Below are 20,950 nucleotides of genomic sequence, written 5' to 3' on the forward strand. Positions count from 1 at the left end.
TCGACGCGTCTGTTCGAGCGCAGCGCCCGCAGGGCGCGTAGCGAGTTACGCGGCGCGCCCGCTTCGCGAGCACCGCAGGGCACCCGGCGCAGCCGGGCGCCTGAGCGGGGGTCGCCTTTCTTTTGCCTACTTTTCTTTGGTGAAGCAAAGAAAAGTAGGTGCGCCGCCGGGCGCACATCCCGGCTCTGCCCCGCAGGGGCAGCTTCAGCCCCCCGCAGGGGCGGCAACCCGACGACGCGCCGCCATGACGACGGAACAGCCATGAACGCCCCCACCGACCTCTCCACCGTCGAGTTCACCCTTGACGGCCAGTCCGTCAAAGCTCCCACCGGCGCCACGATCTGGACCGTGGCCCTCGAACACGGCATCGAGATCCCCCACCTGTGCCACAAGCCCGGCCTGCGCCCCGACGGCAACTGCCGCGCCTGCATGGTCGAGGTCAAGGGCGAGCGCACGCTGGCGGCGTCGTGCTGCCGCACGGTGAGTGCCGGCATGCAGGTCGAGACGCAAAGCGATCGCGCGAAGAAGTCGCGCGCGCTGGTGCTCGAGCTGCTGATGAGCGACGCCGGCGCCGCGAGCGAGGGCTACACCAAGACATCCGAACTCACGCATTGGGCGCACGAGTGCGGCGTCGAGTCGGTGCGCTTCCCGCAGCGCGAAGCCGACTACGCCGCGCCCGACCTCACGCATCCGGCGATTGCCGTCAAGCTCGACGCCTGCATCCAGTGCACGCGCTGCCTGCGCGCCTGCCGCGAGGAGCAGGGCAATGATGTGATCGGCCTGGCCCTGCGCGGCTCGCACGCGAAGATCGTCTTCGATGCCGACGCCACGCTCGGCGCCTCGAGCTGCGTGGCCTGCGGCGAGTGCGTGCAGGCCTGCCCGACCGGCGCGCTGATGCCGGCGCGCGATGCGGGGCTCGCGCAGATCACCAAGTCGGTCGACTCGGTGTGTCCGTATTGCGGCGTCGGCTGCCAGCTCACCTGGCATGTCGGTCCCGACGCGAAGGGCGAGGAGGTGATCCAGTTCGTCACCGGCCGCGACGGCCCGGCCAACCACGGACGCCTGTGCGTCAAGGGTCGCTACGGCTTCGACTACGTGCGCAACCCCAAGCGCCTGACGACGCCGCTGATCCGCCGTGAGGGGGCCAAGAAGGACCCCGCCGACATCGAGCGCGTCAAGCGCGGCGAGCTCGCGCTCGACGCGTTGTTCCGCCCCGCCCGCTGGGACGAGGCGCTCGACCTCGCGGCCTCGGGCCTCAAGCGCCTGCGCGACGACGCGGTGGCCAAGGGCCTGCGCGGCAACGACATCCCGCTCGCCGGCTTCGGCTCGGCCAAGGGCAGCAACGAGGAGGCCTATCTCTTCCAGAAGCTGGTGCGGCAGGGCTTCGAGACGAACAACGTCGACCACTGCACACGGCTGTGCCATGCGAGCTCGGTCGCCGCGCTGCTGGAGGGCATCGGCTCGGGCGCGGTCAGCAACCCGGTGGCCGATGTCGCGCAGGCCGAGTTCATCTTCCTGATCGGCGCGAACCCGGTGGTCAACCATCCGGTCGCGGCCACCTGGATCAAGAACGCGGTCGACCGCGGCGCGACGCTGTGCATCGCCGATCCGCGCAGCAACGCGCTGGCGCGCCGCGCGAAGTGGCACCTCGCGTTCCGGCCCGACACCGATGTTGCGCTGCTCAACGCGATGCTGCACGTGATCATCGGCGAGGGCCTGGTCGACGAGGACTTCGTCGCCGCGCGCGTCAACGGCTACGAGCAGCTCAAGGCCTCGGTGGCCGAGGCCACGCCCGAGCGCATGAGCGAGATCTGCGGCATCGACCCGGACACGCTGCGCGCCGTGGCGCGGGCGTATGCGACCAGCCGCGCCTCGATGATCCTGTGGGGCATGGGCATCAGCCAGCACGTGCACGGCACCGACAACGCGCGCGGCCTGATCGCGCTGGCCATGGTGACCGGCCAGATCGCGCGCCCGGGCACCGGCTTGCACCCGCTGCGCGGCCAGAACAACGTTCAAGGCGCGAGCGACGCGGGCCTGATCCCGATGATGCTGCCCAACTACCAGCGCGTGGCCGAAACCTCGGTGCGCGCGCGCTTCGAGCAGCTGTGGGGCACGCCGTTGGCCAATCACCTCGACGCGACGCCGGGGCTCACGGTCGTCGAGATCATGCATGCGGCCAGCGAGGGCCGCATCCGCGGCATGTACGTCGAGGGCGAGAACCCCGCGATGAGCGATCCGGACCTCACCCATGCGCGCGCTGCGCTGGCGAGCCTGGAACACCTGGTCGTGCAGGACATCTTCGCGACCGAGACCGCGATCCTGGCCGACGTGATCCTGCCGGCCTCGGCTCATGCCGAGAAGTGGGGCAGCTACACCAATACCGACCGCCTGATCCAGGTCGGCCGTCCCGCGCTCGCGCCGCCGGGCGACGCGCGCCAGGACCTGTGGGCGATCGAGCAGATCGCGCGCCGCCTCGACCTGCCGTGGAACTACTGGCACGCCAGCGACGGCGACGGCCGCCTCGGCGCCGAGGCGCCGGTCGCGCGCGTGTATGAAGAGATGCGCGCCGGCATGAGCCCGCTGGCGGGCGTGCCGTGGTCGCGACTCGCGCGCGAGGAGGCGGTGGTCACGCCGGCCGCGCGCGAGGACGCGCCGGGCGAGGCGGTGGTCTTCATCGACCGCTTCCCGACCGCCGACGGCCGCGCCAACCTCGTGCCCACGCGTTTCGTGCCGGGTCCCGAGACGCGCGACGCGGAGTACCCCTTCGTGCTCACCACGGGCCGCGTGCTCGAGCACTGGCACACCGGCGCGATGACGCGCCACGCCAGCATGCTCGAGGCGATCGCGCCGTCGCCGCTGGTCTCGATGCATCCCGACGATGCGCAGGCGCTGGGCATCTCCAACGGTGCGGGGATCGAGCTGGTCACGCGCCACGGCAGCGTGCGCGGCGTCGCGAGCCTGAGCCCGGAGGTACAGCGCAGCCAGGTCTTCATGGCCTTCGCGTACTGGGAGGCGGCGGCCAACCGGCTGACCGGCGACGCGATCGATCCGTTCGGCAAGATCCCGGGCTTCAAGGTCACGGCGGTGCGGGTGCGCGCCGTCGCCTGATCGGGTTCGCTACTTCGCCGGCGGCGCGAGCAGGAAGGGCGCCGGCGCCTCGGCCGCGGCCGGCAGCGCCGGCGCGCTCTCGTCCTTCAGCCCGACGCCGGTGAGCCGGCGCGAGCGCGCTTCGCGCAGCAGCCACGCCAGCCGATCGGCCGCCGCGGCGATCGGCTGGCCTTCGGGGCGCACGTTGGAGATGCAGTTGCGCTGCGCGTCGACGCAGCCGGGCCGCGGCGACCACGTGATGTAGATGCCCATGCTGTCGGGTGAGCTGAGCCCGGGGCGCTCGCCGATCAGCACGACCACGAGGTCGGCGCGCAGCGCCTCGCCGATCGCGTCGCCGATCGCAACGCGGCCCTGACGCACCAGCGCCACCGGCGCCCAGCGCCAATCGGCCCCGAGCACGCCGCGCAGCGCGGCGACGAAGGGCACGGCATGGCGCTCGATCGCCAGCGCCGAGAGGCCGTCGGCGACGACGAGCGCGAGATCGGCGCGCTCGTGGCCGGCGCTGCCGGCCAGGCGCTGCAACGAGGCCTCGTCGAGGCGGCGGCCAAGGTCCGGGCGCTGCAGATAGATGTGGCGATCGGCCGCGGCGCTGTGCAGCGACAGCGTGGCCAGGCCCAGGTCGCGCAGACGCTGCTCGACCGCGGCGTGGTCGAACGGCCGGTGCACGGCGTCGCGCGCCTGCGCGTGGGCGAGCTGGAAGTCCAGCTGAGGCACGGTCGGCTGGCTGATGCCGCTGCGCCCGAGCGCGATGCGCGCCGGCGTGTGCCGGCGCAGCAGGCTCCAGGGATTGGGCGTGACGGCCTTGCCCATCACCGCGACGGCAGCAGCCGCTCGAACGCGGGCGGCAGCGCGGCCGCCAGCCGGTCCGGCGCGCCGGGCTGCGTGATGCGCATCGCCTCGAGCCAGCGCTCGAACTCCGGCGCGGGCTTGAGGCCCAGCACGCGGCGCGCATAGAGCGCGTCGTGGAACGAGGTGGTCTGGTAGTTCAGCATCACGTCGTCGGAGCCGGGGATGCCCATGATGAAGCTGCAGCCGGCCACGCCCAGCAGCGTCAGCAGCACGTCCATGTCGTTCTGGTCGGCCTCGGCGTGGTTGGTGTAGCAGATGTCGCAGCCCATCGGCAGGCCCAGCAGCTTGGCGCAGAAGTGGTCCTCGAGCCCGGCGCGGATGATCTGCTTGCCGTCGTAGAGGTACTCGGGGCCGATGAAGCCGACCACGCTGTTGACCAGCAGCGGCTCGAAACGGCGCGCCACCGCGTAGGCGCGCGCCTCGATGGTCTGCTGGTCGCAGCCGTGATGGGCCTGCGCCGACAGCGCGCTGCCCTGGCCGGTCTCGAAGTACATGACGTTGCGCCCGCGCTGGCCATCGTCGAACAGCGCGCCGCGCGCCAGCGACAGCGCCGCCGACTGCGCCTCGGCGAGCAGCGCGAGGTCGATGCCGAAACTGCGGTTGGTCGCTTCGGTGCCGCCGATCGACTGGAACACCAGGTCCACCGGCGCGCCGCGCTCGATGCACTGCAAGGTGTTGCTGACGTGGGTCAGCACGCAGCTTTGCGTCGGGATGTCGTAGCGCTGGATCACCGCGTCGAGCATCTGCAAGAGCCGCGTCACCTGGGCCACGTTGTCGGTCGCCGGGTTGATGCCGATCACCGCGTCGCCGCTGCCGTAGAGCAGGCCGTCGAGCACGCTCGCGGCGATGCCGGCGGCGTCGTCGGTCGGGTGGTTGGGCTGCAGCCGCGTCGACAGGCGACCGGGCAGGCCGATGGTGTCGCGAAAGCGCGTTTGCACGCGGCACTTGCGCGCGACCACGATCAGGTCCTGGTTGCGCATGATCTTGCTGACCGCGGCCGCCATCTCCGGCATCAGGCCGGGCGCCAGGGCGGCGAGCGTCGCGCCGTCGACCTCGTCGGACAGCAGCCAGTCGCGCCAGTCGCCGACCGTGAGCTGCGCGATCGGCGCGAAGGCCTGCGCGTCGTGGCCGTCGACGATCAGCCGCGTGACCTCGTCGTCCTCGTAGGGCACCACCGACTCGTTCAGAAAGTGCTTGAGCGGCAGCGCCGCCAGCGCCATCTGCGCCGCGGCGCGCTCCTCGGCGCTGCGCGCCGCGACGCCGGCCAGCTCGTCGCCCGAGCGCGCCGGCGAGGCGCGCGCCATCAGCGTGCGCAGGTCCTCGAAGGCGTAGCGCCGCGCACCGACTGCGTGTGCGAATGCCATGCCCGCATCATGCGCCGATGGCGGCCAGCACGCGCGCGCGGCGCTTGTGGGTGAGCAGGAAGTAGCCGTAGCCGAGCGCGCCGAGCGCGACGAAGAGCAGCGCGATCAGCGGGTTGTAGTAGGCCATCGTGCCCAGGCACACGAGCGCCGCCAGCAGCGCGAAGCCGGGGAACCACGGGTAGAGCGGCGCGAGGAAGGGCCGCGCCAGCGCGGGCTCGGCGCGGCGCAGCTTGAACAGGCTCGCCATGCTGACGATGTACATCACGATCGCGCCGAACACGCTCATCGTCACGATGTTGGCCGTCAGCGTCTGGCCGCCGAACGAGATCCACTCATCGCTGAAGATCGCCAGCAGGCCGACGACGCCGCCGGCGATCACCGCGATGTGCGGCGTGTGAAAGCGCGGGTGGACGCGGCCGAGCAGTTCGGGCAGGTAGCCCGCGCGCGACAGTGCGAAGATCTGCCGCGAGTAGCCGAGGATGATGCCGTGGAAGGACGCGATCAGCCCGAACAGGCCCAGCCACACCAGCATGTGCAGCCAGCCGCTCGAGTCGCCCACGATCATGCGCATGGCCTGCGGCAGCGGGTCGTTGATGTTGGCGAGCTTGGTCCAGTCGCCGGCCGCGCCGGCGAACACCATCACGCCGGCGGCCAGCACCAGCAGGGTCAGGATGCCGGCGATGTAGGCGATCGGGATCGAGCGCTTCGGATCCTTGGCCTCCTCGGCCGCCATCGCGACGCCCTCGATCGCGAGGAAGAACCAGATCGCGAACGGGATCGCCGCGAACATGCCGGGAATGGCCGCCAGGCTGAACGTGTCCTGCCCCGACCAGCCGCCCTTGGCGAAGTTCGCCAGCGAGAAGCCCGGCGAGACCACGCCCATGAACACCAGCAGCTCGAAGATCGCGATCAGCGTGACCACCAGCTCGAAGGTCGCCGCGATCTGCACGCCCAGGATGTTGAGCGTCATGAAGACGAGGTAGGCGCCGACCGCGGCGGTCTTCGGGTCCAGCCCGGGGAACTGCACGTTCAGGTAGGAGCCGATCGCCAGCGCGATGGCCGGCGGCGCGAACACGAATTCGATCAACGTCGCGTAGCCGGCGATGTAGCCGCCGGTCGGCCCGAAGGCGCGGCGGCCGTACTCGAACGGGCCGCCGGCGTGCGGGATCGAGGTCGTCAGCTCGGTGAAGCTGAAGATGAAGGTCGCGTACATCAGCGCGATGAACGCGGCCGTGACCAGGAAGCCCAGCGTGCCGGCGCCGGCCCAGCCGTAGCTCCAGCCGAAATACTCGCCGGAGATCACCAGGCCGACCGCGATGCCCCACAGCTGAAGCGTCGACAAAGACTTGTTCAGTCCTGGTTGCGAACCCGTACCCATGCGCGATCCCTCCGGACGATGTGCCGCGTTCCGCGCCGCCGATGGCGCGGTCTTTGCATCAGCGTAGGCAGGCCCCGCGGGGAGCGTTAGCGGAATTCGGCAATGTTGGTGGTCGGCTCGGAAGGCACGGATGCAGTGCCGCGCGCACCGTTGGAGCGCGCGGCCTGGCAGGTGCGCTCGCGGCTTTCGGCCGACGTCGACGAGCACGCCGCCCACCTGAGCGGCTGGCGTCAGTCCTACGACCAGCTCGGCAGCGGCCGCTTCAGCGGCCGGCTCGACGAGGCGGTGGGCGAGGGCGTGCAGCTGTTTCGCGAGCGCACCAGCCGCCAGCTGCGCCAGCGCTGCGAGGTCTGGCGCGACGCGATCTGGTGCGGCATCACCCTCGCCGACGACGGCTCGCGCCTCGACGGCCGCCAGGTCGGCGCCGGCGCGGTGATGGCCAGCGGCAGCGATGGCGGCTTCGAGCTGGTGAGCCCGGCGGGGCACGACATCGTCGGCTTCGTCGTCGCGCGCGAGGCGCTGGCCGCGCATGCGCCCGAACTGGCGTGGCCGCGCGAAGCGGCGGCGGCCTGGTGGCCGATCGATCCGGCCCGCCGCCAGCGCGCGCTGGCGCACGCGCGCGCCATCCTGGCGCTGGCCGCGGCCGGCGCCGACGCCGAGCTGCGCGGCGCGATGCTCGAGGTCGTCGCCGGCCTGCTCGATGCGCGCGTGCCGCGGCGGCGCGAACGCGGCAACGCCAGTGCGAGGCGGCGCCTGGTGGCGCAAGTGCACGAGCGCCTGGAGGCCGCGCCCGAGCGCGTGCCCAGCGTGCCCGAGCTGTGCGAGGCCCTGCACGTGAGCCGGCGCACCCTGCAGTACGCCTTCGAGGACGAGGTGGGCCTCGGGCCCCTGGCCTACCTGCGCAGCGTGCGGCTCAACGGCGTGCGCCGGCTGCTGCGCGCCGCGGCGCCAGGCATGACGGTCCAGCGCGCGGCGGCCCAGTGGGGCTTCTGGAACCTGAGCGCCTTTGCGCTCGACTACCGGCGCCAGTTCGGCGAGCGGGCCTCGCAGACCCTGGCGCGCGCGGGCGCTTCGATCGGCCGATAAGCGGCCCCGCGCGGGGTTTCATCGGCTCAAGCCCGTCGCGCTTGCGGCCGATAGTCACGTGACCGGCAGTGCCAGGGCGCGGCAGTCGTGCGCTTCGCCTGCCGGCGAGGAGACAAAAGATGTCGTTGCTGAACTTTCGCCTGACCACGCGCATCGCGGCAGGCTTCGCGGCGCTGATGCTGCTGACCGTGGTCGCCGGCGCCGTGAGCCTGTGGACGCTGTACCGGGTGCCGGGGCATGGCACCGCCTTCGCCGTCGTGGCCGCAGTCGTGGCGACGACGCTGCTGCTGGGCGGTTTCTTCGCGGTCTTGTTGCATCGCAGCGTCAAGGGGCCGGTCGAGGCCTTCGTCGGCGCGCTGACGCGCATCGCGGCGGGCGATCTCGCCACCAAGGTCAGCTCCCAGGGGCGCGACGAGTTCGCCTGGCTCAACCACGAGCTCAACCAGATGCGCAAGAAGCTCGCCGCGACGATCGCCGAGGTACGCGCGTCGGCCGAGCAGGTCGAGGCCGCCGCCGGCGAGATCGCGGCCGGCAACAGCGACCTGAGCGTGCGCACCGAAGCCCAGGCGGCGCGGCTGCAGGAAACCGCCAGCTCGGTCGACCAGCTCACCGGCGCGGTGCGCAGCAACGCCGACGGCGCGCGCAACGCCAACGAGCTGGCCCAGGTGGCCAGCGGCGTGGCCGGCCGCGGTGCCCAGGCGATGGACCGCGTCGTCGAGACGATGCAGGCGATCGATGGCTCGTCGCGCAAGATCGCCGACATCATCGGCGTGATCGACGGCATCGCGTTCCAGACCAACATCCTCGCGCTCAACGCCGCGGTCGAGGCGGCGCGCGCCGGCGAACAGGGGCGCGGCTTCGCGGTCGTGGCCGGCGAGGTGCGCAGCCTCGCGCAGCGCTCGGCCAACGCGGCCAAGGAGATCAAGGCGCTGATCGGCGAATCGGTCGAGCAGGTCGCCGCCGGCTCGCGCCTGGTGGGCGACGCCGGCGGCACGATCGGCGAGCTGCGTGGCAGCGTCGCCGAGGTCGCGCGGCTGATCGAGTCGATCCGCCACGCCGGCGACGCGCAGCGCGAAGGCATCGAGCAGGTCAACGCCGCGGTGGTGCAGATCGACGGCATGACGCAGCAGAACGCCGCGCTGGTCGAGCAGGCGAGCGCGGCGGCGTCCTCGCTGCGCGAGCAGTCGCAGCGGCTGACGCAGGCCGTGGGCTTCTTCCGCCTGGCGGCTTGACGCGCGTTACGTTTCGTTTCCACCCGGAGTTTAAATGTGCAAGATGCACATTTAAACTCCGGGCATGCGTTCACCCCGATCCGCTCCCGGGCTGTCCCTTCCCGCCACCGCGGCATCGGGTGAGGCCGACGCGCTCGAGCGCGCGATCAGCGATGTCCTGCAGCCGCTGGCCCGGCTGGCCGTCGCCAAGGGCATGCCGTTCGCGGTGGTCGAGGACTTGCTCAAGCGCGCCTTCGTGCGCGCCGCGCTGGAGGCTCATGCGCCGCTGGCGCCGCATCGTGCGGTCAGCCGCATTGCCACCGCGACGGGCCTGAACCGGCGCGAGGTCACGCGGCTCACCCAGACGGAGCCTGCGCCGCCGGCGCGCAGGCCCGTCGCCGCCGAACTGTTTGCCCGGTGGGCCAGCGACCCGCTCTACCGCGACGGTCGCGGCCGCCCGCGCAGTCTGCCGCGCCAGGGCGTGGCGCCGAGCTTCGAGTCGCTGGCCCAGTCGGTCACGCGCGACGTCCATCCGCGCAGCCTGCTCGACGAACTCCAGCGGCTCGGCCTGGCCGTCCACGATCCCGACAGCGACACCGTTGCGCTGGTGCGCGACGCCTTCGTGCCGCGCGGCGACGCGCAGCGCATGCTCGGCTTTCTGGGCGACAACGTCGGCGACCACCTCGGCGCCGCAGTCGCCAACGTGCTGGGCGACGGACGCGCGCATTTCGAGCAGGCCATCTTTGCCGATGAGCTGTCCGAGGCTTCGCTGGCCGTGCTGCGAGAGCTGATCAGCGGCCAGTGGCGTGCGATCAGCTCGGCGCTGGTTCCGGCCATCGAGCAGCGCATCGAGCACGACCGCGCGGCGGGCTCGCCGAGCGACCGCCGGATGCGCATCGGCCTGTACACCTTCACCGATCGCATGGACGGCGCCAGCGCGCCGTCTGCATCGCTTTCATCCCCGGGCGCCGTGGGCGGGCCCAAGACGAACTGAGGAGCACTGTCATGCCTGACACCGACCGACACGAGCGCGCCCCGTCGATTCCGCCGCGCTGGCGCGCCCGCGCAGCCGCCTGGCTTGCCGCGGTTGCGGCTTGCGCGCTGGTCGCCTGCGGCGGCGGGGGCGGCAGTTCGGCCGGCGTGGGCACCGGCGGCACCGGCTCGTTCGCGATGGGGCCGATCACCGGCTTCGGCTCGGTGGTCGTCAACGGTGTCCACTACGACGACAGCCAGGCCAGCGTCCGCGACGACGAGGGCGACAGCGGCAGCCGGGACGACCTCGAGATCGGCATGGTGGTCGAGGTGCGCGGCAGCGTCAGTGACGACGGGCTGACGGGTCGGGCCACGAGCTTCGTGCGCGTGGCCGAGATCAAGGGCCCGGTCACCGTGGTCGACGCCGCGGGCCAGACCTTCAGCGTCTTCGGCCAGTCCATCCGCGTGACCGCAACGACCGTGTTCGCCGACATCGCCGGCGGCCTGGCCGGCCTGTCGCCAGGCAACGTGGTCGAGGTCTACGCGCTGCGCGATGCCGATGGGCAGCTGGCCGCCACGCGCATCGAGCGCAAGGCGCTGACGGTCGCGGCCTACGACGGCGACTTCCGCGTGCGTGGCCGGATCGAGGGCCTGAGCGGGACCGCGCCGACCCTTCGCTTCACGGTGGCGAGCGTGACGGTGACCACCGATGCGACGACGCTCGTCGACGGCCCGCTCGCCAACGACGTCTTCGTCGGCGTGCGCCTGGCCAAGACGCCTGCCGGCGACGGCAGCTATGCGGCGCTGCGCGTGCAGGTCAAGGACCGTGCGTTCGACGACGACGTCGACGAGGCCGAACTCGAGGGCTATGTCAGCGGCTTCGTTGGCCTGGACCAGCCGTTCACGGTCGCGGGCTATCCGGTGCGGCTGGACGCCGCGGCGAGCTTCGAGGGCGGTCTGCCGGGCGACCTGGCGAATGGCGTTCGCGTCGAGGTCGAGGGCACGGTGGTCTCCGGCACGCTGATCGCTCGCAAGGTCGAGTTCGAGGACGAGAACGACGACAGCGGCGGCGACGACGGCAGCGAGGCACCCTTCGAGTTCGACGGCGTGGCCACCTGCGTGAACTGCGGCGCGACCGAGGGCAGCTTCAGCGTGCAGGGCGTGAGCCTGTACTACGACGCGACGACGCGCTTCGACAACGGAGTGACGCCGGCCAATCTCAACGGCCGCAATGTCGAGGTCAAGGCGGTGGCGCAAAGCGGCCCGGACGGCACGACCTTCCTCGCCACCCGCATCGAGCCCCACCTCTGAGGCTCGCGCGCAGGCGCCGCGCCGGGGCCTAGGCAGCCGCGGCGCGCATTTCCTGGCGCTGCTCGCCCAGCCCGGCGATGCCCAGCGTCACCACGTCGCCGGCGCGCAGGAACTGCGGCGCGGGCTTCATGCCCATGCCCACGCCTGGCGGCGTGCCGGTGGCGATCACGTCGCCGGGCAGCAGCGTCATGCAGCGGCTCACGTAGCTGACCAGCTCGGCCACGCCGAACACCATCGTGCCGGTGTGGCCGCGCTGGCGCGGCTGGCCGTTGACGTCCAGCCACAGCGACAGCGCCTGCGGGTCGGGCACCTCGTCACGCGTCACGAGCCAGGGGCCGATCGGCCCGAAGCCGTCGAAGCCCTTGCCCTTGTCCCAGGTGCCGCCGCGCTCGAGCTGCCACTCGCGTTCGCTGAGGTCGTTGACGACGCAGTAGCCCGCCACGTACTCGAGTGCCTCGCGCTCGGACACGCGCTTCGCGGTGCGCCCGATCACGACGCCGAGCTCGACTTCCCAGTCGGTCTTCAGCGATCCGGGCGGCAGTTCGACCGGGTCGTTCGGGCCGCTGATGCAGGTGGTGGCCTTCATGAAGACGATCGGCTCGCTGGGCACCGCCATGCCGGCCTCGGCCGCGTGGTCGCGGTAGTTCAGGCCGATGCCGACGAACTTGCTGATGCCGGCGAAGGGCACGCCCAGTCGCGTGCCCGCGGGCACGCTCGGCAACTCGCGCGGCTTGAGCCGTGCCAGCGGCGCGAGCTCCGCCGGGCCCAGCGTTTGCCCGTGGATGTCGTCGATGACGCAGGAAAGGTCTCGCGCGACGCCGTCGGCGTCGATCAGCCCGGGCCGTTCGCGCCCGGGGGCGCCGTGGCGTATCAGCTTCATAGAGACTCCCAAAGATGCGGGCCCACCAGGGATGCACGGATTCGCTAGAGTTGGCCGCGCAGCATAGCCAGGGTCGGTTGACCTAGGGAGCATGAACCACATGACTTCGCTGGAACCCGGATCTTCTGCCGCGCGGCCGCTGCCGGCCGCGCCGGTGAGCGAGCGCTGGCACGCGGCGATCGCGCAGCGTGTCGAAGCCCTGCCGGTGCGCACCGCGATCGTGCTGCCGGGCGGGCAGCAGTTGGGCGCCGACCATGCCGAGGTGACGCTGCGGCTGACCGACCATCGCCAGCTCGCCCTGCTGGCGGCCGGCCAGATGGGTCGCCTGGCCGAGGAGTACGTCGAGGGCCGCATGGGCATCGACGGTCCGCTGCGCGCGCTGATGGAGCTGTCCGCGGCGCTGATCCCCGAAGACCCGACGCAGCCCTCGCGGCTTTCGGCCGTGGCGCGCTGGTGGGCCGACCTGGTGATGTCGCGCTGGTCGCTGCGCCACCACACGCGCGAGAAGGACCGCGCGCAGATCCAGTTCCACTACGACGTCTCCGATGACTTCTACGCGTTGTGGCTCGACCCGAAGCGCGTCTACTCCTGCGCCTATTTCCCGAGCGACGACGCGACGCTTGCGCAGGCCCAGGAGGCCAAGCTCGACCTGATCTGCCGCAAGCTGATGCTCAAGGCCGGCGAGCGCTTCCTCGACATCGGCGCCGGCTGGGGCGGCCTGCTGCTGTGGGCCGCGCAGCACTACGGCGTGCGTGCGCACGGCGTCACGCTGTCGCAGCATCAGCATGCGCACGTCAACCGCCTGATCGACGAGCTCGGCCTGCGCGCTCGGGTGCGCATGGAGCTGCTCGACTACCGCGACATCCCCGAGCGAGGCAGCGATCACGACGGCAGCGCGCTGGGCGGCCCCTACGACAAGATCGCCTCGATCGGCATGTTCGAGCACGTGGGGCGCGTGAACCTGGTGCCCTATTTCGAGAAGATCCGCCGCCTGCTCGCGCCCGGCGGCATGATCCTCAACCACGGCATCACCAAGGGCGGTCGCCCCGAAGGCCACTTCGGCGGCGGCATCGGCGACTTCATGGACCGCTACATCTTCCCCGGCGGCGAACTGGTGCATGCGGCCCACGTCGCGGCCTACATCGCCGACGCCGGGCTCGAGCTGGTCGATACCGAGAACCTGCGCCCGCACTATGCGAAGACGCTGTGGGCCTGGAGCGACGGCCTCGAGGCCCAGCTGACCGAGGCGCGGCGCATCGTCGACGAGAAGATCGTGCGCGCCTACCGGCTCTACCTGGCGGGCTGCGCCATGGCCTTCGAGCGCGGCTGGATGAGCCTGCACCAGTTCGTCGCGACGCGGCCGGACGGCGTGGTCGGCCCGGGCGCCGGCCTGCGCGGCGCACAATCGGTCTATCCCTTCCGGCGCGACCACATCCATCGGTGAGCGCGCACCCGCACGCCCCTCGCACGAGCGCACACCGATGCTTTACAAGTTCAAGTCGAAAGCCGCCAGCGACCTCATCATGACCGGCGCGCACGGCGACGCCGTGCTGCGCGGCATGGGCCGCGAGCCCGCGCCCAAGGGCATCGTCCAGCCCGAGCAGATGCCCGCCGCACTCGCCGCGCTCGAAGCCGCGGTCGAGGCCGACGAGGCCGAGCGCAAGCGCCAGGACGAGGAGGCCGATGCCGAGGGCCGGCCGCGGCCCTCGCGCGAGGGCGTGTCGTTCAAGCAGCGCGCCTGGCCGATGATCGAGATGCTCAGACGCGCGCACGCGGCGGGCAAGGACATCGTCTGGGGCGTTTGATGTCGGCCCCCACGCTCGCTTCGCTCGCTGCCCCCCGAGGGGGCTGGCCGGGCTTGGGGCGGCCCAGCGCCCGGCCGGCCCCCACGCTCGCTGCGCTTGCTGCCTTCGGAGGGGGCTGGCGGACCTTGGGGCGGCCCGGCGCCCGGCCTCCTGCCCCCACGCTCGCCTCGCTCGCTGCCCCCCGAGGGGGCTGGCCGGGCTTGGGGCGGCCCGGCGCCCGGCCGTCGACCATCTGAATCGAGGAGACCCCATGAAGCTCACCAGCAAGAGCTGGCCCGACGGCGCTCGCATCCCCGCGCGCTTCGCCGCCGGCAAGCCGGATCCGCAATCCACCGTCACCTTCTCCGACAACGTCTCGCCCCACCTCGCCTGGAGCGACGTGCCGGCCGGCACCAAGAGCTTCGCGCTGATCTGCCACGACCCCGACGTGCCCAGCCGCGGCGACGACGTCAACCAGCCGGGCCGCGAGGTGCCGGCCGACCTGCCGCGCGTCGACTTCTTCCACTGGGTGATGGTCGACCTGCCGTCGTCGCTCGCCGAGATCGCCGAGGGCGAGTTCAGCCGCGGCTTCACCGCGCGCGGCAAGCCCGGCCCGGCCACGCTGCACGGCGCGCGCCACGGCCTGAACGATTACACCGGCTGGTTCGCCGGCGACGCGCATATGGGCGGGCAGTACCACGGCTGGGACGGCCCGTTCCCGCCGTTCAACGACGCACGGCTGCACCATTACGTCTTCACGCTCTACGCGCTCGACGTGGCGCGCCTGCCGGTCGAGGGGAGCTTCACCGGCGCGCAGGTGCGCGAGGCGCTGCGCGGCCACGTGCTGGCCGAGGCCTCGTTCAGCGGGACCTACACGCTGAACAGCCGGCTCGCATGACGATGGCGTCGATGGGAGAAGCGACGCGGGTCTTCGCGATCCGCCACGGCGAGACCGACTGGAACGTCGACACGCGCATCCAGGGCCAGCTCGACATCGGCCTCAACGACACCGGCCGCTGGCAGGCGCGCCGCATGGCGCGCGCGCTCGGCGGCGAGAGCTTCGACGCGATCTACGCCAGCGACCTCGAGCGCGCCTTCCACACCGCGCTCGCCTTGTCGGGCGAGACCGGGGTCGAGGTGCAGCCCGAGATCGGCCTGCGCGAGCGCCACTTCGGCGTCTTCCAGGGCCTGACCTGGGCCGAGATCGAGGAGCGCCATCCCGAGGAAAGCCGGCGCTGGCGCAGCCGCGACACCGGCTTCGGCCCCGACGGCGGCGAGACGCTGCAAGGCTTCTACGACCGCGTGGTCGGCGCGGCCGAGCGGCTGGCCGCGCGCCATCCGGGCCAGACCATCGCCCTGGTCGCGCACGGCGGCGTGATGGACTGCCTGTACCGCGCGGCCGCGCGCGTCGCGCTGAACGCGCCGCGCACCTGGCAGCTCGGCAACGCCAGCATCAACCGATTGCTGTTCACCGACGCCGGCTTCACGCTGGTGGGCTGGAGCGACACCTCGCACCTCGACGGCGCCGAGCACGACGAGGTGTCGGATGGCGGGCAGGGCGTCGTGATTCCGGGCGACCGGGTCGGTCACGCCGCGTGAAAGCAGCCCCCACGCTCGCTTTCGCTCGCTGCCCCCCGAGGGGGCCCTTGCCGCGGACTGGCAGAGCCGGATACGCGCAAGCTCTCGGCCCCCCGGCGTAGCACGCGTCGCTTATGCCGGCTGCGCGGCCGCGCGGCCTTCGGCCGCCGGCTCCACCACCTTCAGCACGCCCCACGCCAAGCGCGCCTGCGCGGCCAGCGCGACGGCGCCGACCACCGGGATCGCGAGCCACAGCCATTCGAACTGCGGCCACCAGCGGCGCGCGTACATCGCCAGCAGCAGCGGTGCGATCATCAGGCCGATGCGGCCCAGCGAGCGCGCGCTGTGGCCCAGCACCGCGCAGCCGGCCGCCAGGAAGACCGCCGAGGCGACGAACACCAGCGTGAACAGCGTCTCGAAGATCGGCGCCACCGCCCCGGTGCTCCAGCTGCCGAGCCGGTAGGGCAGGTAGACCAGGCACATCACCGCCAGCACGATGGCCAGCACGCGGGTGCGCAAGGCGCCACCGCCGTCGCCTTCGGGCGTGAGGCTGGGCTTGATCATCGGCAGCACGATCAGGCACAGCAGGCCGGTGATGCCGTCGATCAACAGCGTCCTCGGGTAGCCGATCGCCTCGATCGCGATGCCCTGCCAGGTGGCCGAATACGAGATCGCGAGGTTCATCATCGCCATGTAGGCGGTGAACTGCGTGGCCGCGACCGCGGGGTTGGTCACGTCCATGAAGATCGCCGAGCGCGTGCCGTACATCAGGCCCTGCGCCACCGCGTAGAGCAAGGTCGCGACCCACATCGCGGTGATCAGCGCCGGCGGCGCGATGCGCTCGCCCTTGGCCGCCGGCATCACCCACTGGTGCTCGGTCAGCACGCCCATCAGATAGAACACCGGCACGCTCATCAGCGCGAGGTAGACGAACAGCGTGCGGCGGCGGCCGAGCTTGTCGGACAGCAGGCCGCCGATGACCATCGAGATGGCCGAGATCACCTGCGACCACAGGCTCAGCCAGGCGATGCTGTCGTCGCTCATGCCGATCTCGACCGCGAGGTTGGACTGCAGCGCCAGCCCCAGGCTCATCGCGCCGGCCGGCAGCAGCGCGAAGCCGAGCCCCGCAAACGCGCCGCGCGTGCCGACGAAGCTGCGAAAGGCTTGCGCGGAGAAGCGCGCCACTTCGGCGCCCGCGGCGGCCCAGCCGGCGGCGCGCCTGGCGATCTCCTGGCGCGGCTCCTTCAGCGGCAGCACGATGAAGACGGTGACCGCGGCGATGCACCCGGCCACGAACATGAAGCCGCCCTTGATGCCGATCAGCGGCATCAGGAACAGCACGCCGCTGCCGCCCAGCGCCATGCCGATCGCCGCGCCGCCGAACATCACGCCGTTGGCCAGGCCGCGCTCGTCCTCGTGCAGCGTGTTGACTGCCAGCGCGTCGATCGCGACGTCCTGCATCGCGCCGAAGCTGTTGTGGATCAGCAGCACGCCGGTCAGCGCGCCGAGCTGTGCCGGCAGCTCCAGGCCCATGCAGGCCAGCAGCGTGACGACGAGCATGATCTGCGTGCCCAGGATCCAGCCGCGCCGGCGCCCCAGCCGCTCGGACGCGAACACGTCGATGAACGGGCCGAAGGCCCACTTGAAGGCCCAGGGCAGGTAGAACGAACCGACGAAGGCGCCGATCTCGGCCGGCCCGACGTCCTGCCGGCGCAGCTGCGTGGCGATCGCGGTGGCGGCAAAGCCGAGCGGAATGCCCTCGGTGATGTAGAGAAAGAAGAAGGCCGTCAGGCGGCCGAAGCGGGTGGCAAGCAGGTTGGGCAGGCGCATCAACGGATTGTCCCGGATGCGCCCGGTCGCGACTTTCAGCGCGCCGACAGCCGTCGGCGCAGCCAGCGCAAGGCTGCCCCCAGCAGCGGCACCATGTCGTAGACCGGCTGCGGATCCCAATGATCGCGGTGCAGCAGGAGGCGGCCGTCGGCGCCGAACCGCAGTTCGCTGGTTCCGTCGATCCGCTCGGTCTGCGCGCGCCCTCGACGGCGGAAGCTGAACGTCCACAGCACCAGGGCCGCGTCTTGCTCGAGCGCCGCCAGCTGGATGCGAAAGCGCGGCTGCTCGAGCTGCTCATACATGTGGGCGTAGACGCGCCGGATGGCATCAAGGCCGTTCGCGTCGTTGAACGGATCGATGAAGCGGGCCTCGGCAGCGTAGATCTCGTGCAATGCATCGAGCCGCGGCAAGCTGAGGTTCTCGAAGAACTGCACGACGCGCTGAACGCGCGCGTCGTCGCTGACCGGTCGATCGCCTGCCATGGTTCAGATTCCGGTGCTGCGGCGCACGGCCGCGACGTAGAGGCGGTGCGGCAGCAGCCCAAGCAGCTTGAGCGGCACCGTGAAGCGCCATGGGAAATGGATCTCGAAGCGACCGCGCGCCCAGCCCCGAAGAATGTGCCGCGCCGCCTCCTCGGGCGTGATCAACGCCGGCATCGCAAAATCGTTCTGCGCCGTCAGCGGCGTGTCGACGAAGCCCGGATTGATCACCGAGACGCCGAGGCCTTGAGGCGCGAGGTCGATGTACAGCGTCTGCGCCAGGTGCAGCAGCGCCGCCTTGCTCGGCCCGTAGGCCAGCGCCTGGGGCAGCCCGCGGTAGCCTGCCACGCTGGCGACCAGGCTGAGATGGCCGTCGCCTTGCGCGATCAGCGTGGGCAGCAGGGCATCGAGCCAGCGCACGGCACCGAGGTAGTTGACGTCGAGATGGCGGCTCATTTCCGCCGCGTCAAAGTGTTGCGCACGCATCGGCCGATAGTGGCCGGCGCAGTACATCGCGAGGTCGATGCGGCCATGCCGCGCGAGCAGCTGCCGTGCCGCGCTGCGCAGCGCGGTCGCGTCGCACACGTCGAGCGGCAATGAGCAGCTGCCCGGATGGTCCCGCACGAAGGCCTCCAGCGCCCCCGCCTGGCGCGCCGAGACCGCCACCTTGGCGCCTTGCGCGTGCAGCATCGAGGCGGTGGCGCGCCCGATGCCTGACGATGCGCCGACGACCCAGGCGACGCGGCCGGCCCATTGCTTCAGGCGAGGATTGGCGGCCATGGCGAGACGAGCCGCGGTTCAGGGTTTCGTGAAGGCCAGCGTGACCTCGCCGACGCGCACGCCCCACTTGCTCATCGCGGCGCGGTTGAGCACCGTGCGCTCGTCGACGGCGAACATCCAGTCGTCGAAGTCGATCTCCCAGGTGCGGCCGTCCACCGGCACGCGCAGCGTGTAGCGCCAGCGAAAGGCCGCGCCGGACTGCGCGCCCTCGGCCTGGCCGACCACGTCGTCGGCGGTGCCGCTGAAGCGGCCGTCGGGACCACGCACGAGCCGCCAGACGCGACGCTGGCGTTCGCCGTCGCTGAAGACGAACTGCTCGTCCAGCGTGCCGACATCACCCTCCCAGCGAGCGTCCATCGTCACGGTGAAGCGGCGCAGCACCTTGCCCGAGCGGTCGCTGACCAGGCCGTGGGCGAGCACGCGGCCGTCGAAGTAGCTGCGCAGGTCGAAGGCCGGCTTCTCGTGGCGGTAGACGTCCAGTCCCGGGCCTGCGCAGCCCGCCAGCAGAAAGGCAGCGGCGCCAACGGCCGCTGTGCGGCGAATCAGGTTCATGCGCGAACTCCTTGCTGAAGATCGTGGTGTCGCCAGCGCCACAGCAAGGCGGCCGCGGCGAGCTTGAGCGCACACGGCACGGCAACGTAGGCGGCGGCGAGCGCCTGCAGCGCCTGCGCGTCGCGCGTGCCGGGCGCATAGCCGGCCAGCGCGAGCGCGGGCAGCGCGACGCCGGCCGCGAGGCCGAGGTTGAGCTTGGTCGCCGCGGTCCACCAGCCGGCGTAGGCACCCTCCGCGCGCAGCGCATGGCCGCTGCGCTGCACGACGCCGGTGAGCAGCGCACCGGGCAAGACGAGGTCGGCACCGAGTGCCATGCCGCTGGCGACGCACACCGCGAGGAAGCCGACGCCGTCGCCGGCGCCGAGCGCCAGCGTGCCGGCGAAGCTCGCCGCCGCGAGGAGCATGGCGGCGAGCCAGCAGGCCGCGAGGCCGTGACGGCGTACCGCTCGAAGCCAGGGCCACACGGCCAGCACGGCCGCGGCGAAGTAGGCGCCCAGGAACAGCGGCAGCGATCCGGGCAGCTGGAGGCGGTCACGCACGAAGAACACCAGCAGCGTTGCCGGGACGGCGGCCGCAATGCCATTGAGCATGAACACCGCGAGCAGGCCGCGAAAGCGCGCGTCGGACAGCGGCAGGCGCCAATCGCTGCCGCCGTGCGCCGTCCCACGGGCGTCGGCGCTCGGTCCTCGTGCCAGGCCCCACAGGCCCAGCAGCATCGCGATCGCCAGCAGCGCGCTGGTAGCATCCAGGCCGGCGCGCGCCGGCAGCACGCTGGCCAGCAGCACGCCGATCACGCCCAGGCCTTCGCGCCAGGCCGTGACGCGGGCGCGCTGCAGCGCATCGCCGCCCAGGCGTGTTCCCCAGGCCTGGTGCACGATGCTCAGCACGCTGTAGCTGACATAGGCGGCGACCAGTCCCACGGCCAGCATCGCGAGGGAAGCGCCGGCCGGCACGAGGAACAGGGCGGCGAACGCGCCCGCGGCGACTGTCGCGGCCGCTGCGGCGGCGAACCAGGCGCTGCGTACCGAACGCGCGAACAGCCGGTCGACCGCCGGGCCGATGAAGGGGTCGAGGCCCGCATCGACGAACCGCGTGGCGAGCAGCACCGCCCCCAGCGTCGCAAGCGGCACGTCGTGCGTGCGCGCGTAGTGGTCGGGCAGGTTCACGTACAGCGGCAGCGCCAGAAAGGCCAGCGGCAGGCCGAGCGCGCCGTAGCGCAGTCCTGCCCAGGTACCGATCGGCCGCGCACCGGTGCTCATGGCGCGTGACCCAGCAGCTGCAGGCGAAGCTGCGGCTCGGTCGTGGTCTCGGCCAGCCAGATGCCGAAGAAGCGGCGCGCGAAGTCGGCGTCTTCGATGGTCGCGGTGGGCCGGCCGTTGTGCCAGAAGGCCGCGAGTCCGCTCGGCCGGTACAGGCCGCAAAGCCGGTCGCCGGCCGCCACGTCGGGAAAGGCGCGTTCCATCGCAGCGCGCCACGCGGCGGCCTGCGTCTGCTCGATGGGGCCGAGGCGGCGCATCAGCTCGATCGAGCGCTGCGCGATGTCGCGGCCGTCGAGCCGGCGCGCGTAGACGAGCTCGAGCACGAACGGCTCGCGCTCGAACTGCGCGCCACGGAAGCCGGCCTGTGCCCACAGGCGCGCGTCGTAGACCGTGAAGCCGAGATAGCGCATCCGGCCGCGACCGATGGGCCGTGCCATCGGCAGCGCGGCGGCGATCTCCGGTGCCGGCGCGTCGGCCTGGGCACGCGCCGCAAGACAAGGCCACGCCGCCAGCGCGGCGAGCATGC

At 71.8% G+C, this 20,950-nt stretch carries 19 protein-coding genes; 9 read left to right on the top strand and 10 right to left on the bottom strand.

Annotated elements, in window-relative coordinates; genetic code table 11:
* Positions 1 to 261 precede the first annotated feature (261 nt).
* Positions 262 to 3,111 carry a formate dehydrogenase subunit alpha gene (gene fdhF, locus ACO2TI_RS03875; protein ID WP_423282141.1) on the top strand — a complete coding sequence of 950 codons (2,850 nt, stop codon included), beginning with the start codon at positions 262 to 264 and terminating at the stop codon, positions 3,109 to 3,111.
* Positions 3,112 to 3,120: 9 nt separating this feature from the next.
* Here the strand turns inward: fdhF and eutC are convergent, their stop codons facing one another.
* The 3 genes from eutC to eat are packed head-to-tail and all read right to left on the bottom strand — an operon-like array spanning position 3,121 to position 6,702.
* Positions 3,121 to 3,921, bottom strand: coding sequence for an ethanolamine ammonia-lyase subunit EutC (gene eutC / locus ACO2TI_RS03880; protein WP_423282142.1), 801 nt, complete (start codon positions 3,919 to 3,921; stop codon positions 3,121 to 3,123).
* Positions 3,921 to 5,324: an ethanolamine ammonia-lyase subunit EutB gene (locus ACO2TI_RS03885; protein ID WP_423282143.1), complete on the bottom strand. Its 1,404-nt coding sequence runs from the start codon at positions 5,322 to 5,324 to the stop codon at positions 3,921 to 3,923. The genes eutC and ACO2TI_RS03885 overlap by 1 nt, the downstream gene beginning before the upstream one ends.
* 7 nt (positions 5,325 to 5,331) lie before the next feature.
* Positions 5,332 to 6,702: an ethanolamine permease gene (gene eat / locus ACO2TI_RS03890; RefSeq protein ID WP_423282144.1), complete on the bottom strand. Its 1,371-nt coding sequence runs from the start codon at positions 6,700 to 6,702 to the stop codon at positions 5,332 to 5,334.
* Between the two features lie 102 nt (positions 6,703 to 6,804).
* On the opposite strand from eat, the gene ACO2TI_RS03895 reads away from it, so the two are divergent.
* The 4 genes from ACO2TI_RS03895 to ACO2TI_RS03910 all read left to right on the top strand — a co-directional run bounded on the left by ACO2TI_RS03895 (position 6,805) and on the right by ACO2TI_RS03910 (position 11,282).
* Entirely contained in the window at positions 6,805 to 7,788 is a 984-nt protein-coding gene (locus tag ACO2TI_RS03895; RefSeq protein WP_423282145.1) for a helix-turn-helix domain-containing protein, read from the top strand.
* A 119-nt stretch (positions 7,789 to 7,907) separates the two neighbouring features.
* Positions 7,908 to 9,020, top strand: a complete 1,113-nt coding sequence (locus ACO2TI_RS03900; protein ID WP_423282146.1) for a methyl-accepting chemotaxis protein — start codon at positions 7,908 to 7,910, stop codon at positions 9,018 to 9,020.
* Between the two features lie 64 nt (positions 9,021 to 9,084).
* A complete protein-coding gene (locus tag ACO2TI_RS03905; RefSeq protein ID WP_423282147.1) occupies positions 9,085 to 9,993 on the top strand; it encodes a DUF6502 family protein in 909 nt (302 codons plus the stop codon).
* Between the two features lie 11 nt (positions 9,994 to 10,004).
* Positions 10,005 to 11,282 carry a DUF5666 domain-containing protein gene (locus tag ACO2TI_RS03910; RefSeq protein WP_423282148.1) on the top strand — a complete coding sequence of 426 codons (1,278 nt, stop codon included), beginning with the start codon at positions 10,005 to 10,007 and terminating at the stop codon, positions 11,280 to 11,282.
* Between the two features lie 28 nt (positions 11,283 to 11,310).
* Here the strand turns inward: ACO2TI_RS03910 and ACO2TI_RS03915 are convergent, their stop codons facing one another.
* A complete protein-coding gene (locus ACO2TI_RS03915; RefSeq protein ID WP_423282149.1) occupies positions 11,311 to 12,162 on the bottom strand; it encodes a fumarylacetoacetate hydrolase family protein in 852 nt (283 codons plus the stop codon).
* A gap of 100 nt (positions 12,163 to 12,262) precedes the next feature.
* On the opposite strand from ACO2TI_RS03915, the gene ACO2TI_RS03920 reads away from it, so the two are divergent.
* The 4 genes from ACO2TI_RS03920 (at position 12,263) to ACO2TI_RS03935 (ending at position 15,545) form a co-directional block, all read left to right on the top strand.
* The gene (locus ACO2TI_RS03920; protein WP_423282150.1) at positions 12,263 to 13,606 is read left to right on the top strand and encodes a class I SAM-dependent methyltransferase; all 1,344 of its coding nucleotides are present in this window, start codon (positions 12,263 to 12,265) and stop codon (positions 13,604 to 13,606) included.
* Between the two features lie 37 nt (positions 13,607 to 13,643).
* Complete coding sequence (locus ACO2TI_RS03925) at positions 13,644 to 13,967, top strand: DUF1840 domain-containing protein (RefSeq protein ID WP_423282151.1); 324 nt, start codon at positions 13,644 to 13,646, stop codon at positions 13,965 to 13,967.
* Positions 13,968 to 14,217: 250 nt separating this feature from the next.
* Positions 14,218 to 14,844, top strand: coding sequence for a YbhB/YbcL family Raf kinase inhibitor-like protein (locus ACO2TI_RS03930; protein ID WP_423282152.1), 627 nt, complete (start codon positions 14,218 to 14,220; stop codon positions 14,842 to 14,844).
* Between the two features lie 11 nt (positions 14,845 to 14,855).
* Entirely contained in the window at positions 14,856 to 15,545 is a 690-nt protein-coding gene (locus ACO2TI_RS03935; protein ID WP_423283298.1) for a histidine phosphatase family protein, read from the top strand.
* A 111-nt stretch (positions 15,546 to 15,656) separates the two neighbouring features.
* Here ACO2TI_RS03935 and ACO2TI_RS03940 read toward each other — a convergent pair whose 3' ends face one another.
* Genes ACO2TI_RS03940 through ACO2TI_RS03965 form a run of 6 tightly spaced genes read right to left on the bottom strand, consistent with a single transcriptional unit; the run spans position 15,657 to position 20,948 of the window.
* Positions 15,657 to 17,354, bottom strand: coding sequence for an MFS transporter (locus ACO2TI_RS03940; RefSeq protein ID WP_423282153.1), 1,698 nt, complete (start codon positions 17,352 to 17,354; stop codon positions 15,657 to 15,659).
* Positions 17,355 to 17,389: 35 nt separating this feature from the next.
* Positions 17,390 to 17,836, bottom strand: a complete 447-nt coding sequence (locus ACO2TI_RS03945) for a nuclear transport factor 2 family protein (protein WP_423282154.1) — start codon at positions 17,834 to 17,836, stop codon at positions 17,390 to 17,392.
* 3 nt (positions 17,837 to 17,839) lie between these two features.
* Positions 17,840 to 18,613 carry an SDR family NAD(P)-dependent oxidoreductase gene (locus ACO2TI_RS03950; RefSeq protein WP_423282155.1) on the bottom strand — a complete coding sequence of 258 codons (774 nt, stop codon included), beginning with the start codon at positions 18,611 to 18,613 and terminating at the stop codon, positions 17,840 to 17,842.
* Positions 18,614 to 18,631: 18 nt separating this feature from the next.
* Positions 18,632 to 19,165, bottom strand: coding sequence for a DUF3833 domain-containing protein (locus tag ACO2TI_RS03955; RefSeq protein ID WP_423282156.1), 534 nt, complete (start codon positions 19,163 to 19,165; stop codon positions 18,632 to 18,634).
* Complete coding sequence (locus ACO2TI_RS03960) at positions 19,162 to 20,424, bottom strand: MFS transporter (protein ID WP_423282157.1); 1,263 nt, start codon at positions 20,422 to 20,424, stop codon at positions 19,162 to 19,164. The genes ACO2TI_RS03955 and ACO2TI_RS03960 overlap by 4 nt, the downstream gene beginning before the upstream one ends.
* Positions 20,421 to 20,948 (bottom strand): chalcone isomerase family protein, encoded by a 528-nt coding sequence (locus ACO2TI_RS03965; protein ID WP_423282158.1) that lies wholly within the window; start codon positions 20,946 to 20,948, stop codon positions 20,421 to 20,423. The genes ACO2TI_RS03960 and ACO2TI_RS03965 overlap by 4 nt, the downstream gene beginning before the upstream one ends.
* Between the last annotated feature and the right edge of the window lie 2 nt (positions 20,949 to 20,950).

Source organism: Caldimonas sp. KR1-144, from assembly GCF_049446155.1.
Classification (GTDB): domain Bacteria; phylum Pseudomonadota; class Gammaproteobacteria; order Burkholderiales; family Burkholderiaceae_C; genus Rivibacter.

Coding starts and splice junctions, on each gene's coding strand:
- fdhF (WP_423282141.1), top strand. CDS start 262: ATGAACGCCCCCACCGACCTCTCCACCGTCGAGTTCACCCTTGACGGC.
- eutC (WP_423282142.1), bottom strand. CDS start 3,921: ATGGGCAAGGCCGTCACGCCCAATCCCTGGAGCCTGCTGCGCCGGCAC.
- ACO2TI_RS03885 (WP_423282143.1), bottom strand. CDS start 5,324: ATGGCATTCGCACACGCAGTCGGTGCGCGGCGCTACGCCTTCGAGGAC.
- eat (WP_423282144.1), bottom strand. CDS start 6,702: ATGGGTACGGGTTCGCAACCAGGACTGAACAAGTCTTTGTCGACGCTT.
- ACO2TI_RS03895 (WP_423282145.1), top strand. CDS start 6,805: ATGTTGGTGGTCGGCTCGGAAGGCACGGATGCAGTGCCGCGCGCACCG.
- ACO2TI_RS03900 (WP_423282146.1), top strand. CDS start 7,908: ATGTCGTTGCTGAACTTTCGCCTGACCACGCGCATCGCGGCAGGCTTC.
- ACO2TI_RS03905 (WP_423282147.1), top strand. CDS start 9,085: ATGCGTTCACCCCGATCCGCTCCCGGGCTGTCCCTTCCCGCCACCGCG.
- ACO2TI_RS03910 (WP_423282148.1), top strand. CDS start 10,005: ATGCCTGACACCGACCGACACGAGCGCGCCCCGTCGATTCCGCCGCGC.
- ACO2TI_RS03915 (WP_423282149.1), bottom strand. CDS start 12,162: ATGAAGCTGATACGCCACGGCGCCCCCGGGCGCGAACGGCCCGGGCTG.
- ACO2TI_RS03920 (WP_423282150.1), top strand. CDS start 12,263: ATGACTTCGCTGGAACCCGGATCTTCTGCCGCGCGGCCGCTGCCGGCC.
- ACO2TI_RS03925 (WP_423282151.1), top strand. CDS start 13,644: ATGCTTTACAAGTTCAAGTCGAAAGCCGCCAGCGACCTCATCATGACC.
- ACO2TI_RS03930 (WP_423282152.1), top strand. CDS start 14,218: ATGAAGCTCACCAGCAAGAGCTGGCCCGACGGCGCTCGCATCCCCGCG.
- ACO2TI_RS03935 (WP_423283298.1), top strand. CDS start 14,856: ATGGGAGAAGCGACGCGGGTCTTCGCGATCCGCCACGGCGAGACCGAC.
- ACO2TI_RS03940 (WP_423282153.1), bottom strand. CDS start 17,354: ATGCGCCTGCCCAACCTGCTTGCCACCCGCTTCGGCCGCCTGACGGCC.
- ACO2TI_RS03945 (WP_423282154.1), bottom strand. CDS start 17,836: ATGGCAGGCGATCGACCGGTCAGCGACGACGCGCGCGTTCAGCGCGTC.
- ACO2TI_RS03950 (WP_423282155.1), bottom strand. CDS start 18,613: ATGGCCGCCAATCCTCGCCTGAAGCAATGGGCCGGCCGCGTCGCCTGG.
- ACO2TI_RS03955 (WP_423282156.1), bottom strand. CDS start 19,165: ATGAACCTGATTCGCCGCACAGCGGCCGTTGGCGCCGCTGCCTTTCTG.
- ACO2TI_RS03960 (WP_423282157.1), bottom strand. CDS start 20,424: ATGAGCACCGGTGCGCGGCCGATCGGTACCTGGGCAGGACTGCGCTAC.
- ACO2TI_RS03965 (WP_423282158.1), bottom strand. CDS start 20,948: ATGCTCGCCGCGCTGGCGGCGTGGCCTTGTCTTGCGGCGCGTGCCCAG.